Here is a 21,303-nt window from a genome sequence, read left to right as displayed (position 1 = left end):
CCGCTCGGTGTACCACCCTGCACGACTTGACCGCGGAGACCCCGATGACAGACCACCGCAAACGTGAGCTGGGCGCGTTCCTGCGCGCTCGCCGGGAACGGCTCAAGCCGGAGGACGTCGGCCTGGCGACCGCCGGAGGACGTCGTCGCACCCCGGGCCTGCGCCGGGAAGAGGTCGCGCAGCTGTCCGGCGTCGGGCTGACCTGGTACACGTGGCTGGAGCAGGGTCGGGACATCCCGTCGTCCCGGCAGGTGATCGAGGCGCTCGCGACGGCGTTGCGGCTGAAGGACGACGACCGCGACCACATCTTCGAGCTGGCCGGGTTGCGCGCGGCCGAGCCGCGTTCGCCGGACGGCGAGCTGCCCGCGCTCGTGCAGCGGGTGCTGGACAACCTGATGCCGAACCCCGCGTACGTGTTCGACCAGCGGCTGGACATCCTGGCGTGGAACGCGGCGCAGGCGAGGCTGTGGGTCGACCCGGCGACGGTGGACCCCGCCGAGCGGAACCTGCTGTGGTTGATCTTCACCGACCCGCTCGTGCGTTCGCTGCTGGTGGACTGGGAATCGGCGGCGGGCAGCGTGATCGGCCAGTTCCGCGCGGCCGCGGGGCGCAACAGCGGCGACCACCGGTACGCCGAGATCGCGGGCCGGTTGCGGGAGGCGAGCCCTGAGTTCGGCAAGCGCTGGGACTCCTACCCCGTGGCGGAGTTCGACGTCGAGGTCAACCGGCTCGACCACCCGGAGGTCGGCCGCATCGACCTCGACCTGCTGCACCTGCGGCTGGTCGAGCACCCGACCCTGACGGTCGTCCTGCAGACCCCGGTGGGCCCGGTCGACTCGGCCCGCATCGCCACCCTCCTGGACCGCTTCGACTGACCCGCGCTCGACTGCCGCTCGTTCGACCGGCGCGCCTGCGACCGGCCTTGCTGCGACGGGACTTCCTGCCACCAGCCGTGCGACCGGCCCGTTCTGGGGCAGGCGTTCCGTTCCCGGGGCGGGCTCACGTTCGACCGGCCCGGTCGGCTGGTCGGACGCGGGGTGGTGGGTGTCCCCTGGGGGGAGGGAGACGACCCACCACCCGTCCTGGCCGAGCCAGGGGGGCGGCACGGCCAGGACGTCAGAGCGGCCCGATCAGGCGGCGGCGCGCTTGCGGGTCAGCGTCACGCCGATCACCGACGCGACCACGGACACCACCACCGCCACGATGAGCGCGTAGCGGAAGCCCGCCACCAGCGACGCCGGGTCGGCTTGCTCCAGCGGCGTGCCCTCGGTGAGCAACCCGCCGGTGACGCCGACCGCGATCGCGGCGAACGCCGCCGCGCCGAGCGCCGCGCCCAACTGCTGCGAGGTGTTCAGCAGGCCGCCGGCGAGGCCCTGCTGGTGGTCCGGCACACCGGACGTCGCCGAGATGCTCACGATCACGACCGCGGAGACGTGGCCGAAACCGATGATCGCCATGCCGACGAGGATCCACCAGATCGCGCCGGTCGCGGGCAGGATCGCCAACGCCACCGTGCCGACCGCCTGCATCAGCAGGCCGCCGACGAGCGTGGCCGTGCTGCCCAGCTTCCCGGACACCTTGCCCGCCGACATGCCCGCGACCACCGCGGTCGCGCCGAGCACCGCGAACGTCAACCCCGTCTGCAACGGCGTGAAGCCCTCGATGCCCTGCAGGTACAGGGTGAGGATGTAGGCGATGCCCACGAACGAGCCGATCAGCAGCACGTTGATCAGGTTCGCGGTCAGCAGCACGCGCTGCGCCACGACCTTGAGCGGGATCAACGGGTGCGGGCTGCGCTGCTCGATCACCAGGAACGCCGCGAACAGCACGATCGACACCACGAGCGAGACCAGCCAGCCGAGGCCGCCCTGGGTGATCGTGGACAGCGCGTACACCATGCTGATCACCGAACCGGTGATGGTGACCGCGCCCGGCACGTCCAGCTTGCGGTTGCTCTCCAGGCCGCGGCTCTCCCGGATCAGCTTCGGCGCCAGCAGCGCCGCGCCCAGGCCGATGGGCACGTTGACGAAGAACACCCACCGCCAGTTGAGCACGTCGGTGAGGATGCCGCCCAGCACCACACCCGACACGAAGCCGAACGACAGCACCGCGCCGTAGACGCCCAGCGCGCGGTTGCGCTCCGGGCCCTCCGGGAACGACGTGGTCAGCAGGGACAGCGCCGCCGGCGCGACCACCGCCGCCGCCAGGCCCTGCGCGCCGCGCAGCAACACCAGCTGCACGTCGTCCTGCGCGATGCCCGCGACCAGCGAGACCAGCGCGAAGGCGACGAGGCCGATGATGAACAGGCGGCGTCGACCGTAGAGGTCGGAGATCCGGCCGCCGAGCATCAGGAATCCGCCGAAGGTGATGGCGTACGCGCTGATGACCCATTGCAGGCCGGAAGTGGTGAAGCCCAGCTCGGCCTGAATGACCGGCAGCGCCACGTTGGTGATGGAAAAGTCCAGGGCGATCATGAACTCGGCCAGGCACAACAACAGCAGGACGAGACCGGCATTCGGACGCCGGCCCGCTCCGGTCGCCTCGGCCGTGCTCGTGCCGGTGGTGGTGGTCGCCGCATCCGACGCGGCGGTGCCCGTGGGCGGCCCTGCAGCCGTCTGGTCGGCAGTGTGAGACAAAGTCGGCTCCTTGATATCGCCGGCGTTACGCCGATGCGCTCACTCTCCCCATCCCGCAGCGTGGTAGCCAGACCAGGGTCTTTCCTAGTAGCCGGACTACCAGGCAACGGCGCGCCGCCGGTCGCGCGAGGCGCCGCGGGCCCATCACCAGCGCCGTGGCGGCGGTTCCAAAAACATCGCGTAACGGGAACGTCAACAACCCCCCTTCCGCAATTCCGTCAAGTCCACCCAGTTGCACCGGCTGCCTTGCACCGGACCAGTGGCGCAGATTGACTCATGTCGTCAATCACGACACCAAAGATGTCACAGCGGGTGACGGTCATCACGGTCCGTCCGCCACCGACACGGGCACACGGGAGAAATCAGTGGCAGCAACGCTCGACAATGATCTGATCAGCCGATTCGTCGGCGATTGGTACCGCGCGCTGGACGAGCACGGCACCGAGGAGGAAGTGCTCGGATATCTCGTCGACACCAATCTCCGGATGACGTTCCCGGAAGGCACGCTCACCACCACCGAGGAATTCCTGGGTTGGTACCGGACGGTCGTCAACCGCTTTTTCGACGAGGTGCACGAAGTCACCGAGGTGACGTCCTCCATTCGCGGCGACGTGGCCGACGTGAAGGTGCGCGTGAATTGGCAGGCACGTATCTGGAACCCGCCGGCGGCGACCAGCCTGTGGCTGGGTTTCGACGCCGACCAGACGTGGCAGGTCGTGCGCGACGACGCGGGGCGCCTGCGCATCCGCTCGTACGTCGTGGACGCCCTGCACCCGATGCCCGGCTCCGCCGAGCTCTGAGAACCCCTCACAACCAGGGAGTAGAGAAGTGACCCGACGAGTTCTCGTGGTGCTGTCCGAGTACGGCTACTGGGGAGAGGAGCTGGTCGGTCCGCTGGAGGCGTTCGACGCCCGCGGCTACCAGGTCACCTTCGTCACCCCGACCGGCAAGCGGGCGCACGCGCTGCCGCCCAGCATGGACGCCGACTACATCGACCCGCCGCTCGGCCGCACGGTGACCACGCCGGAGATGGCCCGCGCGGTCCGCGCCCTGGACGAGTCCGACCGGCTGGACAACCCGCTCAGCCTGGCCGACCTCATCCCCGAGCGGCCCTACAACAGCGCGATCAACCACCTGCGCGAGCTGGAGGCCTACCACCGCAACCTGCAGCCCGCGGTGGACGACCTGGTCGCGGCCTATGACGCGCTCGTGCTCGTCGGCGGCTCCGGCCCGCTGGTCGACATGGTGAACAACGAGCGCCTGCACGAGGTCACCCTCGGCTTCTTCGCCGCGGACAAGCCGATCCTCGCCGAGTGCTACGGCGTCACCGTGCTGGCCTTCGCCCGCGACTGGGAGTCCCGCCAGAGCATCATCTACGGCAAGCACGTCACGGGCCACCCGAAGGAGTACGACTACAAGGACGGCACCGGCTTCCTCGGCGTCGACTTCAACATGGGCCCGCCCCCGTTCCCGCTGGAGTACATCCTGCGCGACGCGACCGGCGCCTTCGGCGGCTTCCACGGCAACGTCGGCAAGGAGCTGTCGGTGATCGTGGACTACCCGTTCGTCACCGCGCGGTCCACTCCGGACTCCGCGCTGTCGGGCGAGCTGCTGGTGCAGACGCTGGAGAACGGTCTGCGCCGCTACGGCTGGTAAGGCGTCACGGGCGGACGCGGCGCCGGTCCGCGCCGCGTCCGCCACCACACTGGGGAAGGTGGAACGAAGCAGATGACCAAACGACCGGGACGGGTCGCGATCTTCGAGCAGTTCGCGGCCGACGGTATCACGCACATGTTCGGCAACCCGGGCACCGTCGAGCAGGGTCTGCTCGACGCGATGGGGCAGTCCGAGATGTCCTACGTGCTGGCGTTGCAGGAGAGCGTGGCCGTGGCGATGGCCGACGGGTACGCCCGCGCCTCGCAGCGGCCGGGCCTGGTGCAGCTGCACACGGGCGTCGGCCTCGGCAACGCCGTCGGCATGCTGTACCAGGCGAAGCGGGGTGGTTCGCCGCTGGTCGTGATCGCCGGCGACGCCGGTGTGCGGTACGACGCGATGGACGCGCAGATGGCCGTCGACCTGGTGGCCATGGCCGAGCCGGTGACGAAGTACGCCACCCGGGTCACCGACCCGGACTCGGTGCTGCGGGTGCTGCGCCGGGCGGTGAAGATCGCCATGACGCCGCCGCGCGGTCCGGTGTTCGTGGCGCTGCCCGCCGACGTGCTCGACGCCGTCACCGAGGAGCCGGCGCTGCCGACCGTGGTGCCGTCCACGCGGGTGCTGCCGGAGCCCGCGCTGGTGGCGCGGATGGCGTCGGTGCTGTCGGGCGGCAGGCGTCCGCTGGTGCTGATGGGCGACGGTGTCGCGACGAGCGGCGCGCAGCGCGAGCTGGCCACGGTGGCGCAGCTGCTGGGCGCGCGGGTGTACGGGGTGAACTCGTCGGAGGTGAACCTCGACGCGGCCGACCCGTCGTACGCGGGCAACGTGGGCCACATGTTCGGCGCGGACAGCGCGCGCATCGTCGGTGACGCGGACCGCGTGCTGATCGTGGGCACGTACGTGTTCCCCGAGGTGTTCCCGGCGCTGAGCAACCCGTTCTCGCGGGACGCCCGGATCGTCCACATCGACCTCGACGCCTACGAGATCGCGAAGAACCACCCCGTGGAGATCGGTGTGGTCGCCGACCCGAAGCTCACGCTCGCGGCGCTGGCCGTCGAGCTGGGCCACCAGGGTGGCGTGATCGCCGCGCCGCCCTCGCGTCCGGCCACGCGGGCCGTCGCGCCCTCGGGTCCGCCGAGCGTGCTGGAGCTGTTCACCGAACGGTTGGCGCAGCAGGCGCCGAACGACCTCATCCTGTTCGACGAGGCGCTCACCGCGGGCGAGCCGCTGGGACGGCACCTGCCGGCGCGGGAGCCGGGCCGGTTCTTCCAGACCCGCGGCGGATCGCTCGGGATCGGCATCCCCGGCGCGCTCGGCGCGAAGCTGGCGCGGCCGGACCAGTCGGTGATCGCGTTCACCGGCGACGGCGGCAGCATGTACACGATCCAGGCGCTGTGGACGGCCGCGCGGTACGGCATCGACGCCAAGTTCGTGATCTGCAACAACGGCCGCTACCGGTTGCTGGACCACAACATCGACCAGTACTGGCGGGAGCAGGGCATCGAGCCGCACGAGCGGCCGAGCGCCTTCGACCTGACCAAGCCCGCCATCGGGTTCACGCAGCTGGCCGCGTCGCTGGGCGTGCCCGGACGTCGGGTGAGCCGGCTGCGCGAGGTGGACGGCGCGGTGGCCGAGATGCTCGGCCACACCGGGCCGTTCCTGATCGACCTGGTGATCGAGTGAGCGCGGCGGACCGCGGCCGGCTGGACCGGGCCGAGGTCGTGGCGCTGGTGCGCGAGTGGCACGGCGCGTTGGAGCGGCACGTCGACGTGGCGGAGCTGCAGGGTCGGCTGGTGCGGTCGGGGTTGCTGCTGCGGCTGCCCGGCGCGACGGTGCGGGACGCGGAGCAGTTCGCCTCCTGGTACCGGGAGTTGCGCGACTCGTGCTTCGACCAGCGGCGGGACGTGCTGTCGGTGGAGGTCGACCTGGTGTCGCCGCTGCACGCCGAGGTGACCGTGACGCTGATGTGGGAGTCGCGGCGGTGGCAGCGGCCCGCGCCGCGGAGCCGGTGGACGGGCTGCCTGCTCACCGAGCAGTGGCTGGTGGTGCGCCAGGACGGCGAGCCGCGGATCCGCACGCTGGTGACGCGGACCGCCCAACCGCTGCCGGGTTCGCCGCCGATCGGGGAGCCCACCCAACCGGCGCCGGCCCTGTCCCTGGTCGGCGCGGCCGACCGGTCGCAGCCTGCGGCGGGTCTGTCCGCCGCCACGGAGGCGGTCCGACCGGCAGCAGGGGACCCCTCCGCCGACACCACCGCACAACCGCGACAAGCCGAGGACACCACGCAACCGGCGGCCGGCGCCTCACCAGCCGACACCGCGCGGCTCGCGGCGGCTGTATCGCCAACCGCCGACACCACGCAAACGGCGGCCGGCGCCTCGCCCACCGATGCCACGCAGGCCGCGGCCGGCGCATCCCCGACCGCGGAGCCGCAGTCGGCCGCGGAAGGCTCACCGGCCGGGCGTGAGGCCCGCGGCGAGCTCGTCGCGAGCTGATCGCGCACTGATCCACCTCCCCACCACCGGCGGCGCCGCGGCACTTCCGCGCGCGCCCGGTGTCACGCGGTGGCGGGCGGCACCACAACCGCCCGCCACCCCCGTGCCGCGACGAGGCGGCAGTCCACTTCGGACCACCCAGATGGAGAACCCCATGGACCTGAACGCTCCCGTCCTGCCCGGGCCGCTCACCGGGCTCCGCATCGGCATCCTCATGGAGAGCGACTTCGTCGAGACGGAGATCGACTACTACCGCCTGCGGTTCGCCGAGGCGGGCGCCGAGGTGAAGCTCTACACCCGCCTGTGGGGCAACGAGTCGCTGACCTTCACCGGCCGCGAGCTCGGCGGCGAGGTCAAGGTGGACGGCGACCTCGAAGCCCTCGACTACCACGAGCTGAACACCCTGCACGCGCTGATCGTGCCGTCCGGCATGGTGTCGGACCGGCTCCGCTACAGCGAACGGCCCGGCGGCGTGGCGCCCGCGGTGCAGGTGATGCGCCGCGCGTTCCGCATCCCGCGGCTGCTGAAGGTGTTCTCCTGCCACGGCCTGTGGCTGATGTCGGCCGCGCCGGAGGTCATGGCCGGCCGCACGGTCACCTGCCACAACAACCTGGTCAGCGACGTGCGCAACATGGGCGCGGTCTACTCCGACACCGACGTGGCCGTCGACCGCGACCTGATCAGCACGCGCACCGTCGAGCACTGCCACCTGCTGGCCCGCACCGTCATCGAGCAGTTGTCCGCCAGGCTGGTGGCGGCGTGACGACGGCACCCGAACGCACCTACTCCGACCTCTACGGCGGCTACGTCGTGGAGTCCTCGGGCGACCGGCTGGTGCTGTCCACGTTCGGCGGCGACCGCGAGGTCGTGCACCGCACGTCCGAGACCGCGGCCCAGCTGGTGCGCAACCTCGGCGAGCCCTACCAGGACGTCAACGGCCGGCTGAACGAGATGTTGAAGCCGGGCGCGATGGTGTTCAGCTTCGGCCCCGTCTACCCCGGCCCGCGCCGTCAGCAGGCGGAGCGGATCTGGCTCGTCGCCGACGACGCCGGCCGCCCGGTGTTCGACCGGCCCGACTGGTGGGTCGACCAGCTCCGGTCGCTGGCCCGGTTCTACCGCCGCGCCCAGTTCGGCACGGGCCCGGTGGACTTCGCCGACTACCGCACGGTGCTGCGGCTCGGCGGTGACAAGACCGACTCGCACGTGCAGGAGACCGACACGATCTCCCGCCTGGTCTACGGCATGGCCACCGCGTACATGCTGACCGGCGACGAGGCGCACCTGGAGGTCGCCGAACGCGGTTCCGAGTACCTGCGGGACAACCTGCGCTTCGTCGACGACAGCGGCTCCGGCCGCACGGTGTACTGGTACCACGGCCTGGAGGTCGACGGCGGCAGGCAGCGCAAGCTGTTCGCCTCCGAGTTCAGCGACGACGAGCTGACCGTGCCGGCCTACGAGCAGATCTACGCGCTCAGCGGCCTGGTGCAGACCTACCGGCTCACCGGCGCGCCGTGGCTGCGCGACGACATCGAGGCGACGATCCGGCTGTTCGAGCGGCACTACGCCGACCTCCGCCTAGGCGGCTACTTCTCGCACGTCGACCCGCTCACGCTGAGCCCGCACGCGGAGTCGTTGGGGCGCAACAGGTCCCGCAAGAACTGGAACTCCGTCGGCGACCACGCGCCCGCCTACCTGTTCAACCTGTACCTGGCCACCGGCGAGCAGCGCTACCTGCGGATGCTGGAGCACACGTTCGACATGATCGTGACCCACTTCCCCGACCGGGGCCCGGACGCGAGCCCGTTCGTGCGCGAGCGGTTCCACGCGGACTGGACGCCGGACAAGACGTGGGGCTGGCAGCAGGACCGGGCGGTGGTGGGGCACAACCTGAAGATCGCGTGGAACCTCACCCGGATGAACGCGTTGCGCGCCAAGAACGAGTACACGCGCACGGCGGCGCGGCTGGCCGCCACCATGCCGGGCGTGGGCCGCGACCCGCGCCGCGGCGGCTGGTACGACGTGCTGGAGCGGCAGGCCCGCGACGGGCGGCACGCGTTCGTCTGGCACGACCGCAAGGCGTGGTGGCAGCAGGAGCAGGCGATCCTGGCCTACCTGGTGCTGGCCGGCTCGACCGGCGACGCCGAGTACCTCAAGCACGCGGCCGAGGCGGAGGCGTTCTACAACGCGTTCTTCCTCGACCACGACGACGGCGCGGTGTACTTCTCCGTGCAGGCCGCCGGCGCGCCCTACCTGGCGGGCTTGGAACGCCTCAAGGGCAACCACTCCATGAGCATGTACCACTCCGCGGAGCTGTGCTACCTCGCGACCGTCTACAACAGACTGCTGTGGCACGGCGAGCCGCTCGACCTGTGGTTCTCGCCGGACCCGGACGCGGCGTTCCCCGGCGGTCTGCTGCGGGTGGCGCCGGACGCGCTGCCGCGCGGCCGGGTGGTGCTGGACCAGGTGCTCGTGGACGGCAGCCCGTACCGGGACTTCGACGCGGAGAAGATGACGGTGAAGCTGCCGGAGGGCACGTCCCGGCGGACGGTCCAGGTGCGCCTGCGGCCCACGGGGGAGGACGAACGGTGACCGTGACGGCGACGGGCCGCCTGGCCGGGCTCCGGCTCGCGCCGGGCAGCCCCACCCCGTTCGGGGCCACCCCGACGGCCGACGGCGTGAACTTCGCGGTCGCCGCGGCGCGGGCGGACCGCATGTGGCTGGTGCTGATGGACCGCGCCGATGGTTCGGTCCTCACCGAACTGGAGTTCGCGCCGGAGCACCGGGTCGGCGAGGTGTTCACCGCGCACGTGGTGGGCCTGGCGCCCGACGACGCGGACTACGGGTTCCGGGTCGAGCGCGGCGGCGAGCGCGGCCCCGTCCTGCTCGACCCGGACGCCCGGCTGCTGGCCGGCTCCGGCGAGTGGGGACAGCGGCCGGACTACCGGTCGCGGATCGCCACCCCGGACTTCGACTGGGGCGACGACCGGCCGCCGCGCGTGCCGACCGAGGACCTGGTGGTGTACGAGCTGCACGTGCGCGGCTTCACCCGGTCCGAAACATCCGGTGTGGCCGCTCCGGGCACGTTCGCCGGATTGGCCGAGAAGATCCCGTACCTGCGGTGGCTCGGCGTGAACTGCGTGGAGCTGATGCCGGTCTTCGAGTTCGACGAGACCGACAACGTCCACGTGCACCCGGAGACGGGCGTGCCGCTGCTCAACACGTGGGGCTACAGCCCGGTCGGCGTGTTCGCGCCCAAGGCGAACTACGCCCGCGGCGAGCGGCCGGACGTGGAGCTGAAGGAGTTGGTGAAGCGGCTGCACGCGGCGGGCATCGAGGTGGTCCTGGACGTGGTGTTCAACCACACGTCCGAAGGGGACCACCGCGGGCCCACGCTGTCGCTGCGCGGCCTGGACGAGGCGTCCTACTACCTGCTCGACGAGTCCGGCAGGCACCGCAACTTCAGCGGCGCGGGCAACACGCTCAACGCCAACCACCCGCTGGTGCGGGAGTGGGTCGTGCGCAGCCTGCGCCACTGGGTGCACGAGTACCACGTGGACGGCTTCCGCTTCGACCTCGCCTCGGTGCTCACCCGCGGGCGTGACGGCGCGCCGCTGGCCGACCCGCCGCTCGTGGCGGCGCTGGCCGCGGACCCCGTGCTGGCGGGCACGCGGCTGATCGCGGAGGCGTGGGACGCGGGCGGCCTCTACCAGGTCGGCGCCTTCCCGCACTACGGCCGATGGATGGAGTGGAACGGGCGGTACCGCGACGCGCTGCGGGCGTTCCTGGTGGGGCGCGAGGGAACCACCGGTGACGTCGCCACCCGGCTCGTCGGGTCGCCCGACCTCTACAGCGGGCGCGGCGCCACCGCGTCGGTCAACTTCGTGACCTGCCACGACGGGTTCACGCTCGCCGACTGGGCGTCGTACGACCACAAGCACAACCACCTCAACGGCGAGGACGGCCGCGACGGCGAGAACCACAACGTCAGCTGGAACGGCGGCGTGGAGGGACCGACCGACGACCCGGACGTGCTCGACACGAGGGGGCGGCAGGTGCGCAACGCGCTGTTGCTGCTGCTCACCAGCCGGGGCGTGCCGATGCTGCTGGCCGGCGACGAGTTCGGCCGGTCGCAGGGCGGCAACAACAACGCCTACCCGCACGACGGTCCGTCGACGTGGGTCGACTGGTCGCTGGTCGACCGCAACCGCGACCTGGTCGAGTTCACCAGGGCCTGCCTGGAGTTCCGGCGGGCGCACCCGGTGCTGCGGCGTGCCGAACACCCGCACGGCGAATCCACACCGGACGGCGGCTACCCGCCGGTCAGTTGGCACGGCGAGCGGGCTTGGCAACCCGATTGGTCGGCGGACTCGCACCTGGTGATCGCCATGATGCACGATCCGAATCCGCGGGGCGATGGATTGTCGGATCGTGTGGATACTGTGGTCGTGGCCGCGAACTCCGGTGCAGAGGACAAGGAAGTGGCTCTCCCCCAGCCACCCGCCGACAGCACGTGGCGCGTCTTCGCCAACACCGGATCCGCGCGGCCGCTCGACGCCGCGACGACGCTGCGCGACGGCCACGTCCTGCGCTTGCCCGCGCGGTCCGCAGCCGTGCTGTGGGCGCACACACCGTCCTAGGAGGAGGGTTCGAGATGAGCACGTCGGTCTACTCGGGGTCGAACGGCGGTTCCACCACCATCCACTTGGCAGGCGAAGTGGACGACGAGGCGCTGCCCCGTCTGCGGGACCTGCTCGACGAACTCGGCGGCAGGCAGGTGCGCCGCCTCGTGATCGAGTTGCGCGAGGTCACCGGCATGACGCCGGGGGCCGTCCGCGCCCTGGTCTACGCCCAGCAACGGTTGCCGGCGGGCGCCGAGGTCATCGTCGTCGGCGCACGCGCGTCGGTGGCGGCGGCGTTGGCGCTGGGCGGGTTGGGAGGTACCGCGACTCTGGCGAGCTAGTCATCGCCCGAAGCTCCGTGGCGACACGGGCTAGCGCAACACAGGGCCAAGACAAGACACTTGGGGGAGTTCCTGGTGGAGTTGCAGAAGCATTTAACCGGCGGTGCGCGTGCGTTCGCGCACCGGATGTTCCAGTCCATGCCGCGCGCGGACCAGCGGCGTTGGGCCGAGATCTACCTGTCCGGCCTCGTCAACGCGGTCGGGCGCAAGTCCATCAGCAAGATCGCCGAGCTGGCGGGCGGCGGATCGGCCGTCCAGTCACTGCAGCAGTTCGTCAACCAGAGCCCGTGGGACTGGCAGCCGGTGCGCGAGGCGCTGGCGCTGTACCTCGCGGAGCGGTTGCCGGTGCGGGCTTGGTTGGTCGGGTACGCGGTCATCCACAAGCGCGGCGACCACTCGGTGGGGGTCGAGCGCCGCTTCGTGCGTGACGCGGGTCGCCTGGTCAACTGCCAACTGGGGTTGAGCCTGCAACTGGACGTCGAGGAGACCGCCGTGCCGGTCAACTGGCGGTTGCTGCTGTCGAGGCGGTGGACCGAGGACGCGGAGCGGCGTCGTCGCACGAGGATCCCGGAGCACGAGGGCGGTATCTGCGAGCGCGAGCACATGCTGGGGATGCTCGACGAGCTGATCGCCCTGCGGGTGCCCTCGGCGCCCGTGGTGTTCGACGCCACGGACGTGACCAACGCGCCACGCCTGCTCGACGACTTGACCGATCGCGGACTGGGGTACGTGATCGGCGTCAAAGGCGACGAAAGACTGCTGGCCGAGCCGCACCTGCGTGCGGTGATGGGTACCCGGCAGGCCGACCAGCGGGTCGGGCGGCGGGCGTTGAGCCCGTCGGAGATCCTGCGGGGCTGGCGGGACCACCCGTCGTCCCACCGGGTCTGGCCGCAGCTGACCGGGCACGGCGCGGGCCGCGTGCAGGTCCGCGCGGCGTCGGCGCGGCTGGTCGACACCGAGCGGCGGCCGGGCGCGGCGGTGAGGCTGGTGGCCGAGCGACCGTTGGGCAGCGCGGCGCCGACGAGGTACTGGATCACCAACCTGGTGGACCGCCCGGTGCCGGAGCTGTTCGACCTGATCGCCCGGAAGGACCGGGCGGACGCGAACGCGGCGCGGGACCCGTACGGCCTGCACGACTTCGAGGGCCGCAGCTACCAGGGGTGGCACCACCACATGACGATGGTGTCGGTGGCGCACGCGTACGCCCTGCTGACGGGGGCGCGCACGGACGCCGACTACCTGCCGTCGGAGAACGCCACTTCGTGACACCGATCCGGGGAGCCCGCCGCAGCCGGCGGCGGGCTGCCCCGGCGGCCACCGGCCCGGCTCAGGCCGGGACCGTCCGGCTCAGGCGGGCGCGTGCTGGGCGAGGATGGCGACGAACTGCCGCTGCTGCTCCTCGGTCATCAGATCCTTGTGCACCGCCAGTGCCTGCAACTTGCTGATCACGAGGAACCAGGCGTCGGGTTGTTCGTCGACCCGCTGGATCGTCGACCACGCCATTCGCTGCTCGTACGACTCCGCCTTCATGGTGAAGCCGGCCTCGTCCACGGTCAGGTCGTAGTCCTGCCGGGTGGCGGCGTTCTGCGCCCGCAGGCTCTGCCGCACCATGAACGGCTCCAACGCGAAGGCGTAGAGCAGCCCGAGGACGATCAACGCGGCGGGCACCAGCCAGCCGGTGCCCGTGAACACGCTCGTGAACAGCAGCAGGACGCCGATGGGCGTCATGATCAGGCCCGCGATCCGCAGCTTCTTGACCGACGGCCGCAGCACGAACCTGATCGACCGCCGCAGCCGCTGCTCGTCGTACGGAACCCGAAGCGAAATCTCCACGTGCGGATGCTAGTCGGCCCGCGCCGGCGAGGAGGACGGTTTTGTCCGCCTCACCACCGGAGATCGCCGCGTTCGAACCCGAGCAGCATCCGCTTGCGCTCGATCCCGCCGCCGTACCCGGTCAGGCCGCCGGTCGAGCCGACCACCCGGTGGCACGGCACGATGATGCTGATGGGGTTCTTCCCGTTGGCCAACCCGACCGCGCGGGACGCGGTGGGCCGGCCGATGCGGGCCGCCAGCTCGCCGTACGACACCGTCTCACCGAGCGGGAGCTCCCGGAGCGCGTCCCACACGGTCCGCTGGAACGGCGTGCCCGCCATCGACAGGGGCAGGTCGAACTCCCTCCTCCGGCCCGCGAAGTACTCCGCCAACTGGACGACCACCGCGCCGAACGGTGACGAGTCACGCTCACCGAACGTCTCCAGCGCCGGCCGGTGCCGGTGCTCGGGCAGATAGAGGCCCGCGAGCACGCCGTCACGCGCGACCAGCGTGAGCTCGCCGAGCGGGCTGTCGATCACCGTGTGCACGGCGGCCGGGGTTGCCATGCGCCCCATTCTGCCCGCGCGCTCTCCTGGCCCAGGCCACCTCCTCCGCGAATGCCGGGCTCAGCCGAACCGACCGTGCACGTAGTCCGAGGTGCGGCTGTCCGAAGGCGCGTCGAAGATCGTCTTCGTCGGCCCGGCCTCCACGATCACCCCCGGCGTGCCCTGCTCGGCCAGGAAGAACGCGCACTGCTGCGACACCCGCGCCGCCTGCTGCATGTTGTGCGTGACGATCACGATCGTCACCTCGTGCGCCGGCTCGGCGACGGTGAGCAGGTCGGCGTCGGGCTCGGGCGCGTCCTCGCGGTGCGCGGACCGGACGGCGGGGTGCGCGGGCAGCTGCCCCAACCACAGCACCGAGTCGTAGCTGTCGGACCACCAGGGAACAGCCGGGTCAGCGGTTGGCGTCGTCGCGGGACAGACGCAGCCAGCCGAGCAGCAGGGCGCCTGCGGCCCAGCAGAGCATCGTGACCACTGAGGACGTGCGCGTCATCCCCGGCACCTCACCGATCAGCAGGTACGCCGCACCCGAGCCGGGCAGTGCCTCGGCGAGCGCGGACGTCCACGGGTAGCCGAAGTTCGGCAGCATCAGCGGTAGGACGAGCATCAGCAGGAAGACCGTGACCAGGGTGCCCGCGGTGTTGCGGAGCACGAAGGCCAGGCCCAGCGCGAACGCCGAGCCGGCCGCGAAGACGAACGCGACGTCGGGCAGCACGTCCCCGCCGCCGGCCAGGGTGAGCAGCGGCCGGGCCGTGACGAAGGACGCGAGGGTGGCGGCGGTTGCCAGCAGCACGCCGAGGACGGTCGCCGTGCCCACCGCCACCGCCGCCCGGGACAGGAACAGGACCGCGCGACGCGGCGTCCACTGCAGGCTCGGCACGATCCCGCCGGTCGCGTAGTCGGACGTCACCGCGGTGAGGGCGAGCGCGAGCAGCGCGAACTGGCCCGGCAACCCGGTGACGGCCGCCGCCGCCCAAGCCGACCCGCCCTGCGGTGGCACGGGGTTCGCGGCGGCCTCCAGCCCCGCGATGGTGGCGATGCCGACCATCGTCACGGCCGCCGCGGCCAGGAACCACCACGTCGCCCTCACCGTCCACAGTCGAGTCCACTCGGCGGCGCACGCGCGGGCGAACACCCGTCCCAGGTGGACGTCCTGCGCCACTGCCGTCACCGTGCCTCCTCCGTCGTGAGCACGGTCTCGCGACCGTGGTACTCGACGCTGCTGTCGGTCAGTTCCACGTAGGCGTCCTCCAGGGAGTGGCGCACCTCGGACAGGTGGTGCAGCGGCACGTTCAGCGAGTGGGCGAGCCCGCCGACCTCCTCGGCGGTGCCGCCGTCGACCCGCAGCTCGCGGTCGTCGACGCGGTGCGCCTCGAACCCGTGCCCGCGGAGCCCGGCGAGCAGGTGGTCCGGTTCCGGGCTGCGCACGCGCACCTGGACGCGCCCCAGGCCGCTGACGATCTGCTCGGTCGTGGCGTCGGCGATGAGCCTGCCGCGACCGATGACGACCAGCCGGTCGGCGATCTGCTCCATCTCGCCGAGCAGGTGGCTGGAGATCAGCACGGTGCGGCCCTCGTCGGCGAGGTGGCGCAGCAGTCCGCGGATCCACCGGACGCCGTCGAGGTCGAGCCCGTTGATCGGCTCGTCGAACATCAGCACGCCGGGGTCGCCGATCAGCGCGGTCGCGATGCCCAGCCGCTGCCGCATGCCGAGCGAGTAGCCCTTGATCCGCCGACGTGCCGCGCGACCGAGCCCCACCCGCTCGATCACCTCGTCCACCCGGCGGGACGGCAGGCCGTTCGACCGGGCGGCCACGCGCAGGTGGCCGCGACCGGTGCGGCCGGGGTGCGCCGAGCCGGGGTCGAGCAGCGCGCCGACCTCCCGCAGCGGTTCGGCGAACGCCGCGTACGGCCGCCCGTTCACCAGCGCGGTGCCCGAGGTCGCCCGGTCGAGGCCGAGCACGACCCGCATCGTGGTGGACTTGCCCGCGCCGTTCGGCCCGAGGAACCCGGTCACCTTCCCCGGCTCGACCGTGAAGCTCAGGTCGTCGACGGCCAGCACGTCGCCGTAACGCCTGGTCAGCCCGCGTACCTCGATCACCGGTCGCCCTCGTCCCCGACCTGCGCGACGACGACGCCGTCCTCGTCGTCGTCGACCCATTCGAGCAGGTCGCCGGGCTGGCACCCGAGCACCCGGCACATGGCCTCCAGCGTGCTGAACCGCACCGCCTTCGCCCGGCCGTTCTTCAACACCGCCACGTTCGACGGCGTGAGCCCGATCCGCTCGGCGAACTCGCCGACGCTCATCTTGCGCTTGGCCAACTCGACGTCGATGCGCACGATGATCGCCATCAGATCACCGACTCCATGTCGGACCGCAGCGTGGTCGCCTGCCGCAGCAACGCGCGCATCACCACCATCAACAGCCCGACCACGGTGATGCCGATCGACATCAGGAACAGCACGAGCGGCACGCCGGGGTCGTCCGCGTTGAAGCCGACGTAGAGGAAGAAGCACTGGAACACGACCCACGCGGCGGCGATGGCCCACACGATCGCGTCCACCCACTTCAACGACGCCTCGCTGAAGATGCGGTCCTTCTTGACCAGGGTGAGCAGCTTCCAGATGGACACGATCACCACCTGCACGCACAGCACCCAGAACACCGACACGGCCGTCAGCGGCCACCGCAGGTAGGCCAGGTCCGGCGACTGCTCGGCCATGTGCCGGAACTGCCCGGGCAGCGACATGACCTGGAACAGGACCAGGACGCCGAACATCAACACGAGGAACACCCGGAGCGCGGCTACCGCTCGATGCGTTGTGACCATGCATCGAGTCTCGCGCGCTACCTATCGAATGTCAATCGGTATCTGTCGTTTTGGATCGATCTACGGTCGGCTGGCCGTCACCCGACCAGGCCTTGGCCGGCGGCACGGCGGTCGAGGGCGGCGTCGAGTTCGGCGAACAGCGAGGTCGGGGCGTCGCGTCCGTGGCGCCCGGCGATCACGGGCCACAGCCGGCGGCCCAGTGCCGAGGCGGCGCGCAGCGCGCCGATCAGCTCCCGCGGCGACGCCGGCGAGGTGGCCGCCCCGAGTTCCGCCACCGTGCCCGCGGACAGCTCGCGCTCGGCGCCTCGCGACGGGGTCAGCCAGTGCGCGGTGGACTCCTCGGCCAGGCGTGCCATCCACAGCAGGTGCCGCTGGGCGTGCCCGAGCGCGTCCCACGCGCGCAGGTCCTCGCCCCGCGCCGCGAGGTGGTGCGCCAGGACCAACCAGTTGGCGAACGGGTCGCAGTACTCCGCGATGATCCCGGGGCTGTCGACCGGCGGCACGTACCGCTCGGGCAGGCCGCGCAGCACCGGGGCCAACGCCCCGCTGCGGTCCACCACCACCATCCGCTCGACCGCGGCACCGCGCGCCGGCCACCCCGCCACGCCGGCGATCTCGTCCACGGTCGCGAAGTGGAACTCGCCGCGCACCAGGCCGGGGAAGAACGCCACGTAGGTGCCGAACTCGTTGAGCAAGCCGTAGGTGATCGGCGCGACGGCGGCGCACCACGACCGCGGATCGATCTCGGCACGTCTCCGCGGGGTGAAGAACAGCCAGAACTCGATGTCGCTGTGCTCGTCCGCCTCCCCCGCGGCGAAGGAGCCGTACATCAGCGCGGCGTCCAACCCGTCGTCGGCCGCGCACGCTTCGCGGACACGTTCGATCAACTCTTCCTGGAACAGCACACGCCCACTGAAGCACTCCATCGCCCCCGGCTCACGGCCGGGCACACCGCGTACGTCTACTCCACCCTGCGCGCCTACGACTCCGCGCACGTCAACCTGGTCGACAACGAGATCCGCTGCGCCGGCACCGGCTCGACGGGCACGCACGACCCGGTGATGACGCACCTGTTCGCCGTGCCCAGCTAGTCGCGGACGGGGACGGGTCGCGTCGAGGCCCGTCCCCGCCGGTGACGTCACGTGCCCTGCGGCTGGCCGGGCTCAGGCGGAAGACGGATCCGGGAGCAACCCGGTCCGGGAAACACTCGACCCAGGCCGGTAGGCGGCGGTGTGCCGGCCGTGGGAGGGCGAGTCGGTGTTCCCGGTGCCGTCAGCCCGAGTGGCGGTAACCCACAATGGCCCCGGCCGCTCTCCGTGACGCACCACCGGGTTCAGCGACGGCGAGGCTGCCCCAGCGCCGCGGGTGGCGTGTTGCCCGCCGTGGCGCCCTCGGCGTACTGCGGTGTCACGATGAACACGAACTCGTGCACGCGGTCGGCGGCGAGCCGGTCCAGGACGTAGGACTCGCCGATGCGGATGCCGTTGCGCATCAGCAGCTCCTGGTGCACGGGGAACGCCGTGCCGTCGTCGTTGACCGGGTTGCCCAGCACTTCCAGGGCCCACGTGTCGCTGCCGATGATCGCGGGCCGGGAACGGGCCAGCCAACGCGCTTCGCGCAGGTAGATGCCGGGCAGCCCGCGCGCGCCCTCCCAGCGGGCGATGTCGGCCGGGTCGCGGCGGGCCAGCAGCTGGTTCCAGCCGGTGCGGAACAGCACCACGTCACCGGGTTCGAGGCGGGCGATGCCGCCGAACTCCATGGCGTCGCGGATGTCGTCCACGGTGATGCGGTAGTTCTCGCGCAGCAGCGGCCGCCCGTTGCCGGCGGGTTCGGCCAGGTCCTCGGCGCGGTCGCGGGCGAGCTTCACCCCGAGCACGTCCAACAGCACGCCGCGGGTCACCACGGGGCCCATGTGCTCGGCCCCGAGCCGGATGGTGCCATGGCCGCGGGCGATGTCCGGTCCGCGCAGGCCGTTGTAGAACAGGTCGGCCGCGCCGATGTGGTTGAGGTTGTCCAGCTGGCTGCCGATCTGGTACGTCGCGGCGAGCGGTTTCGAGTGCTTGGGCGAGACCTCCGCCTCGAACCGCTCCTCGTGCACGCTCACCTTGTTGGCGGCCAACGGCTCCAGCGCGACCAGGATGCCACCCTCCTCGGCGAACCCGGGCGGCGGCGGGTAACCCCAGATCGTGAGCCGCTGCTCGTAGGTGCGGCGCGGGTCGGTGCTGAACGCCGGGAAGCCGTTCCACATCAGCTCGCCGAGGTTGTACGTGGTGACCTCGCGGTGTGCGCGCAGCAGGCCGAGCGCGGCGGCGGTCTTGGCCGGCGTGATCTCGTTGAGCGTGCCGCGCTGGTCCTCGGGCCCGTACCGGCTCGGCGCCCAGTCGGCCAGGTTCGCCGGGTCGGCGTAGTCGAACGGCGTGTCGTCCAACCGCCCTCCCCCTGCCGCGAGCGTGTCGTCCGGCCTTCCGGTGCCGGGCGCCGCCTCGGCCGCCGCGGGCGCTGCCCCGACCAGTCCGGCGGCACCGGCCGCACTCGCCAACTTGAGCACGTCACGGCGTCCGAGCCGGTGCCGGGCGAGGTAGTTGCGCAGCAAGTCGGGGTTCACGCGGCGGCTCCTTCGACGACGGGCGACCCCTAGCCCTATCCGATCCCCACACCGACCGCAACGGCAGTCACCTCAATGCGCGACCACTGCTCGTCGACCGGAAGCCGCGGCGACCTCGCCAGACGTCCGCACGTCGACCGGGTGGCTGTGCCATGATCCCGACCGTGGTTGCCTTCAAGGTCGAACCCGGCGCGGTGACCGCGTTGGGTGGGCTCGTGCTGCGGCAGAGCCAGGGTGCGGCGACGTACGTCAAGGCGCTGGAGCACAACGAGGCCAGTGAGATCGGCGACGGCATCTTCGACATCATCGAGAACCAGCTCCGCTACCTGCGCTATTACGCCCAGGAGAACAGCCGGCGCGCGCTGAGCCTCGCCGACACCTCCTCGCGGGCGCTCGTCCGGACCGCGGAGTTCTACCTCGCGAACGACCAGGCGCAGGCCGCGAAGCTCGACCGGACGTACCCGGCCGCCGCGGCCACGCCGAAGGCGGCGGACGAACTGCCGGCCGGTGTCGCGTCCGACGGCTTCACCGACGTCAAAGACGTGAGCGGCTACCAGGGCCCCGGCGAGGTTGACCTGGAGAACGACATCAAGTGGCCGGACTTGCTGGAGCGCAAGCTCGCCCAGCTCGGCGACCTGTCGTCGAACGCGGCGAAGCTGGCGAAGTACGTCGAGGGCCTCGTCGGCTGGAACCCGATCGAGAAGGTGTCGCAGGTCATCGCGGGCGACTGGAACGCGATCTACCGCGAGAGCCGCGTCATGGCCGACACCGCGAAGGGGTTCGAGGCGATCACCGCGAACGTGCAGCGCGGCCGGTTCGCGATCCAACACCGGTGGGAGGGCAACGCGGCGGCCGGCGCGGAGAACTGGCTCGACGAGTACGCCCGCGCGTGCGCGGAGCACGCCGCGTACTGCCGTGAGGCGGCGGAGAAGGTCTCACAGCTGGCCCAGGCCGCCTACCACCGGTACCACTCGCTCGAGATGGCCCTCGGCTGCCTGATCGACACGCTGACCGAACTCGTGCTCGCGAAGCAGCTGAACTCCATCGGCGCCCACATCGACGACGCGATCGACCTGGTGTTCGGCGGCGGCCCGCTCAAGAAGTTGATCAAGACGGTCAAGACGCTGGCGGGCGAGATCACCACCTACACCGACGTCCTCTGGGCGCTGGCGCACGAGTTCGTCGGCATCGTGCAGCTCGCGCGGTCGCAGGGCGAGGTCGTGGCGGCACGCTGGCCGTGCGCACCCTACGACCACCCGGGGGTCCGGTGACCAACCCGTTCGAGACACCCACCGGGGCGCAGGGGCGGATGGCGGTGTTCCGCGTGCTCGCCGCGGCGGGCGACGGCGCGGTCTCCGACTTCGCCAAGGAGGTCGTGGCGGGCCGTGCGTCGGCACGCGACCTGCTGACCAGCGGCTGGGTCGTGGAGCAGTGGATCGACGACCTCCAAGCCGACGCCGAGGCGTTCCGCGCGTCCCCCGAGGCGCGGGAGGAGTGGAGCCCGGAGGAGGCGCGGGCGTACCTGGAGAGCCGCCTCACGGGCCTCGCGAACCTCGACGTGGAGGCGATCGAGGCGCAGGTGGCACCAGCGCCCGCACCACCGGCCGCCTCGCGTCCGCGCGACGAGGACGACGAGCAAGGACCGCTGCTCAAGGACGCGTGGTAGCCCGAACGCGATTCGAAGACCATTCGAAGTCGAATGCGGTCGAATAGCGCGAAAATGAGTATTACACTTGCGCTTCCGGG

21 protein-coding genes and 1 pseudogene are annotated in these 21,303 nt (G+C 71.4%); 12 read left to right on the top strand and 10 right to left on the bottom strand.

From position 1 onward, the window contains the following. The first annotated feature begins 44 nt into the window (after positions 1-44). Positions 45-875, top strand: coding sequence for a helix-turn-helix transcriptional regulator (locus tag ADK67_RS35805; protein ID WP_053720996.1), 831 nt, complete (start codon positions 45-47; stop codon positions 873-875). 255 nt (positions 876-1,130) lie between these two features. On the opposite strand, the gene ADK67_RS35800 is transcribed toward ADK67_RS35805, so the two are convergent. After that, positions 1,131-2,636 carry an MFS transporter gene (locus ADK67_RS35800; protein WP_082404282.1) on the bottom strand — a complete coding sequence of 502 codons (1,506 nt, stop codon included), beginning with the start codon at positions 2,634-2,636 and terminating at the stop codon, positions 1,131-1,133. Between the two features lie 365 nt (positions 2,637-3,001). Here ADK67_RS35800 and ADK67_RS35795 point away from each other — a divergent pair, with 365 nt between their 5' ends. The 9 genes from ADK67_RS35795 (at position 3,002) to ADK67_RS35755 (ending at position 13,013) form a co-directional block, all read left to right on the top strand. Then, on the top strand, positions 3,002-3,436 hold the full coding sequence (locus ADK67_RS35795) for a nuclear transport factor 2 family protein (protein WP_053720994.1): 435 nt from the start codon (positions 3,002-3,004) through the stop codon (positions 3,434-3,436). A gap of 28 nt (positions 3,437-3,464) precedes the next feature. After that, positions 3,465-4,292 carry a type 1 glutamine amidotransferase domain-containing protein gene (locus tag ADK67_RS35790; RefSeq protein ID WP_053720993.1) on the top strand — a complete coding sequence of 276 codons (828 nt, stop codon included), beginning with the start codon at positions 3,465-3,467 and terminating at the stop codon, positions 4,290-4,292. 72 nt (positions 4,293-4,364) lie between these two features. Further along, on the top strand, positions 4,365-5,975 hold the full coding sequence (locus ADK67_RS35785; RefSeq protein WP_053720992.1) for a thiamine pyrophosphate-binding protein: 1,611 nt from the start codon (positions 4,365-4,367) through the stop codon (positions 5,973-5,975). Then, positions 5,972-6,787: a hypothetical protein gene (locus ADK67_RS35780; RefSeq protein WP_053720991.1), complete on the top strand. Its 816-nt coding sequence runs from the start codon at positions 5,972-5,974 to the stop codon at positions 6,785-6,787. Before ADK67_RS35785 ends, ADK67_RS35780 begins: the two co-directional genes overlap by 4 nt. 154 nt (positions 6,788-6,941) lie before the next feature. Then, positions 6,942-7,550 carry a DJ-1/PfpI family protein gene (locus tag ADK67_RS35775; protein ID WP_053721110.1) on the top strand — a complete coding sequence of 203 codons (609 nt, stop codon included), beginning with the start codon at positions 6,942-6,944 and terminating at the stop codon, positions 7,548-7,550. Further along, complete coding sequence (locus tag ADK67_RS35770) at positions 7,547-9,376, top strand: AGE family epimerase/isomerase (RefSeq protein ID WP_053720990.1); 1,830 nt, start codon at positions 7,547-7,549, stop codon at positions 9,374-9,376. The genes ADK67_RS35775 and ADK67_RS35770 overlap by 4 nt, the downstream gene beginning before the upstream one ends. Next, positions 9,373-11,424 (top strand): glycogen debranching protein, encoded by a 2,052-nt coding sequence (locus tag ADK67_RS35765; RefSeq protein WP_053720989.1) that lies wholly within the window; start codon positions 9,373-9,375, stop codon positions 11,422-11,424. The genes ADK67_RS35770 and ADK67_RS35765 overlap by 4 nt, the downstream gene beginning before the upstream one ends. A 14-nt stretch (positions 11,425-11,438) precedes the next feature. Beyond that, the gene (locus ADK67_RS35760; protein WP_053720988.1) at positions 11,439-11,747 is read left to right on the top strand and encodes an STAS domain-containing protein; all 309 of its coding nucleotides are present in this window, start codon (positions 11,439-11,441) and stop codon (positions 11,745-11,747) included. 75 nt (positions 11,748-11,822) lie between these two features. Continuing rightward, positions 11,823-13,013, top strand: a complete 1,191-nt coding sequence (locus ADK67_RS35755; RefSeq protein ID WP_053720987.1) for an IS701 family transposase — start codon at positions 11,823-11,825, stop codon at positions 13,011-13,013. 81 nt (positions 13,014-13,094) lie between these two features. On the opposite strand, the gene ADK67_RS35750 is transcribed toward ADK67_RS35755, so the two are convergent. The 9 genes and pseudogenes from ADK67_RS35750 to ADK67_RS35705 all read right to left on the bottom strand — a co-directional run bounded on the left by ADK67_RS35750 (position 13,095) and on the right by ADK67_RS35705 (position 19,557). Next, complete coding sequence (locus tag ADK67_RS35750) at positions 13,095-13,580, bottom strand: YcxB family protein (RefSeq protein WP_053720986.1); 486 nt, start codon at positions 13,578-13,580, stop codon at positions 13,095-13,097. Between the two features lie 50 nt (positions 13,581-13,630). Continuing rightward, a complete protein-coding gene (locus tag ADK67_RS35745; protein WP_442974223.1) occupies positions 13,631-14,134 on the bottom strand; it encodes a methylated-DNA--[protein]-cysteine S-methyltransferase in 504 nt (167 codons plus the stop codon). 51 nt (positions 14,135-14,185) lie between these two features. Further along, positions 14,186-14,392, bottom strand: a pseudogene (locus ADK67_RS35740) (phosphate ABC transporter ATP-binding protein); the annotation flags it as partial. A 124-nt stretch (positions 14,393-14,516) separates the two neighbouring features. Continuing rightward, the gene (locus ADK67_RS35735; RefSeq protein ID WP_157621181.1) at positions 14,517-15,293 is read right to left on the bottom strand and encodes a hypothetical protein; all 777 of its coding nucleotides are present in this window, start codon (positions 15,291-15,293) and stop codon (positions 14,517-14,519) included. Further along, a complete protein-coding gene (locus ADK67_RS35730) occupies positions 15,290-16,222 on the bottom strand; it encodes an ABC transporter ATP-binding protein (protein ID WP_053720982.1) in 933 nt (310 codons plus the stop codon). Before ADK67_RS35730 ends, ADK67_RS35735 begins: the two co-directional genes overlap by 4 nt. After that, on the bottom strand, positions 16,219-16,473 hold the full coding sequence (locus ADK67_RS35725; RefSeq protein WP_053720981.1) for a helix-turn-helix domain-containing protein: 255 nt from the start codon (positions 16,471-16,473) through the stop codon (positions 16,219-16,221). The genes ADK67_RS35730 and ADK67_RS35725 overlap by 4 nt, the downstream gene beginning before the upstream one ends. Next, the gene (locus ADK67_RS35720) at positions 16,473-16,952 is read right to left on the bottom strand and encodes a DUF2975 domain-containing protein (protein ID WP_053720980.1); all 480 of its coding nucleotides are present in this window, start codon (positions 16,950-16,952) and stop codon (positions 16,473-16,475) included. Before ADK67_RS35720 ends, ADK67_RS35725 begins: the two co-directional genes overlap by 1 nt. A gap of 77 nt (positions 16,953-17,029) precedes the next feature. Continuing rightward, on the bottom strand, positions 17,030-17,857 hold the full coding sequence (locus tag ADK67_RS35715) for a nucleotidyltransferase domain-containing protein (protein WP_157621178.1): 828 nt from the start codon (positions 17,855-17,857) through the stop codon (positions 17,030-17,032). Positions 17,858-18,285: 428 nt separating this feature from the next. Continuing rightward, complete coding sequence (locus tag ADK67_RS35705) at positions 18,286-19,557, bottom strand: cyclase family protein (RefSeq protein ID WP_053720977.1); 1,272 nt, start codon at positions 19,555-19,557, stop codon at positions 18,286-18,288. A 164-nt stretch (positions 19,558-19,721) separates the two neighbouring features. Between ADK67_RS35705 and ADK67_RS35700 the strand changes: the two genes are divergently transcribed. Beyond that, positions 19,722-20,828 (top strand): hypothetical protein, encoded by a 1,107-nt coding sequence (locus tag ADK67_RS35700; RefSeq protein ID WP_157621175.1) that lies wholly within the window; start codon positions 19,722-19,724, stop codon positions 20,826-20,828. Beyond that, entirely contained in the window at positions 20,825-21,223 is a 399-nt protein-coding gene (locus tag ADK67_RS35695) for a hypothetical protein (protein ID WP_053720975.1), read from the top strand. The genes ADK67_RS35700 and ADK67_RS35695 overlap by 4 nt, the downstream gene beginning before the upstream one ends. The last annotated feature ends 80 nt before the right edge of the window (positions 21,224-21,303 follow it).

The sequence above is a fragment of the Saccharothrix sp. NRRL B-16348 genome, from assembly GCF_001280085.1.
Taxonomy (GTDB): Bacteria; Actinomycetota; Actinomycetes; order Mycobacteriales; family Pseudonocardiaceae; genus Actinosynnema.
Note: the sequence above shows the minus strand (reverse complement) of the source record. Positions and strands in the feature narration are given on the sequence as shown.

What these genes read in the sequence shown, in the direction of transcription:
- ADK67_RS35805 (WP_053720996.1), top strand. Translation starts at nt 45, where the DNA reads ATGACAGACCACCGCAAACGTGAGCTGGGCGCGTTCCTGCGCGCTCGC.
- ADK67_RS35785 (WP_053720992.1), top strand. Translation starts at nt 4,365, where the DNA reads ATGACCAAACGACCGGGACGGGTCGCGATCTTCGAGCAGTTCGCGGCC.
- ADK67_RS35775 (WP_053721110.1), top strand. Translation starts at nt 6,942, where the DNA reads ATGGACCTGAACGCTCCCGTCCTGCCCGGGCCGCTCACCGGGCTCCGC.
- ADK67_RS35760 (WP_053720988.1), top strand. Translation starts at nt 11,439, where the DNA reads ATGAGCACGTCGGTCTACTCGGGGTCGAACGGCGGTTCCACCACCATC.
- ADK67_RS35745 (WP_442974223.1), bottom strand. Translation starts at nt 14,134, where the DNA reads ATGGGGCGCATGGCAACCCCGGCCGCCGTGCACACGGTGATCGACAGC.
- ADK67_RS35725 (WP_053720981.1), bottom strand. Translation starts at nt 16,473, where the DNA reads ATGGCGATCATCGTGCGCATCGACGTCGAGTTGGCCAAGCGCAAGATG.
- ADK67_RS35720 (WP_053720980.1), bottom strand. Translation starts at nt 16,952, where the DNA reads ATGGTCACAACGCATCGAGCGGTAGCCGCGCTCCGGGTGTTCCTCGTG.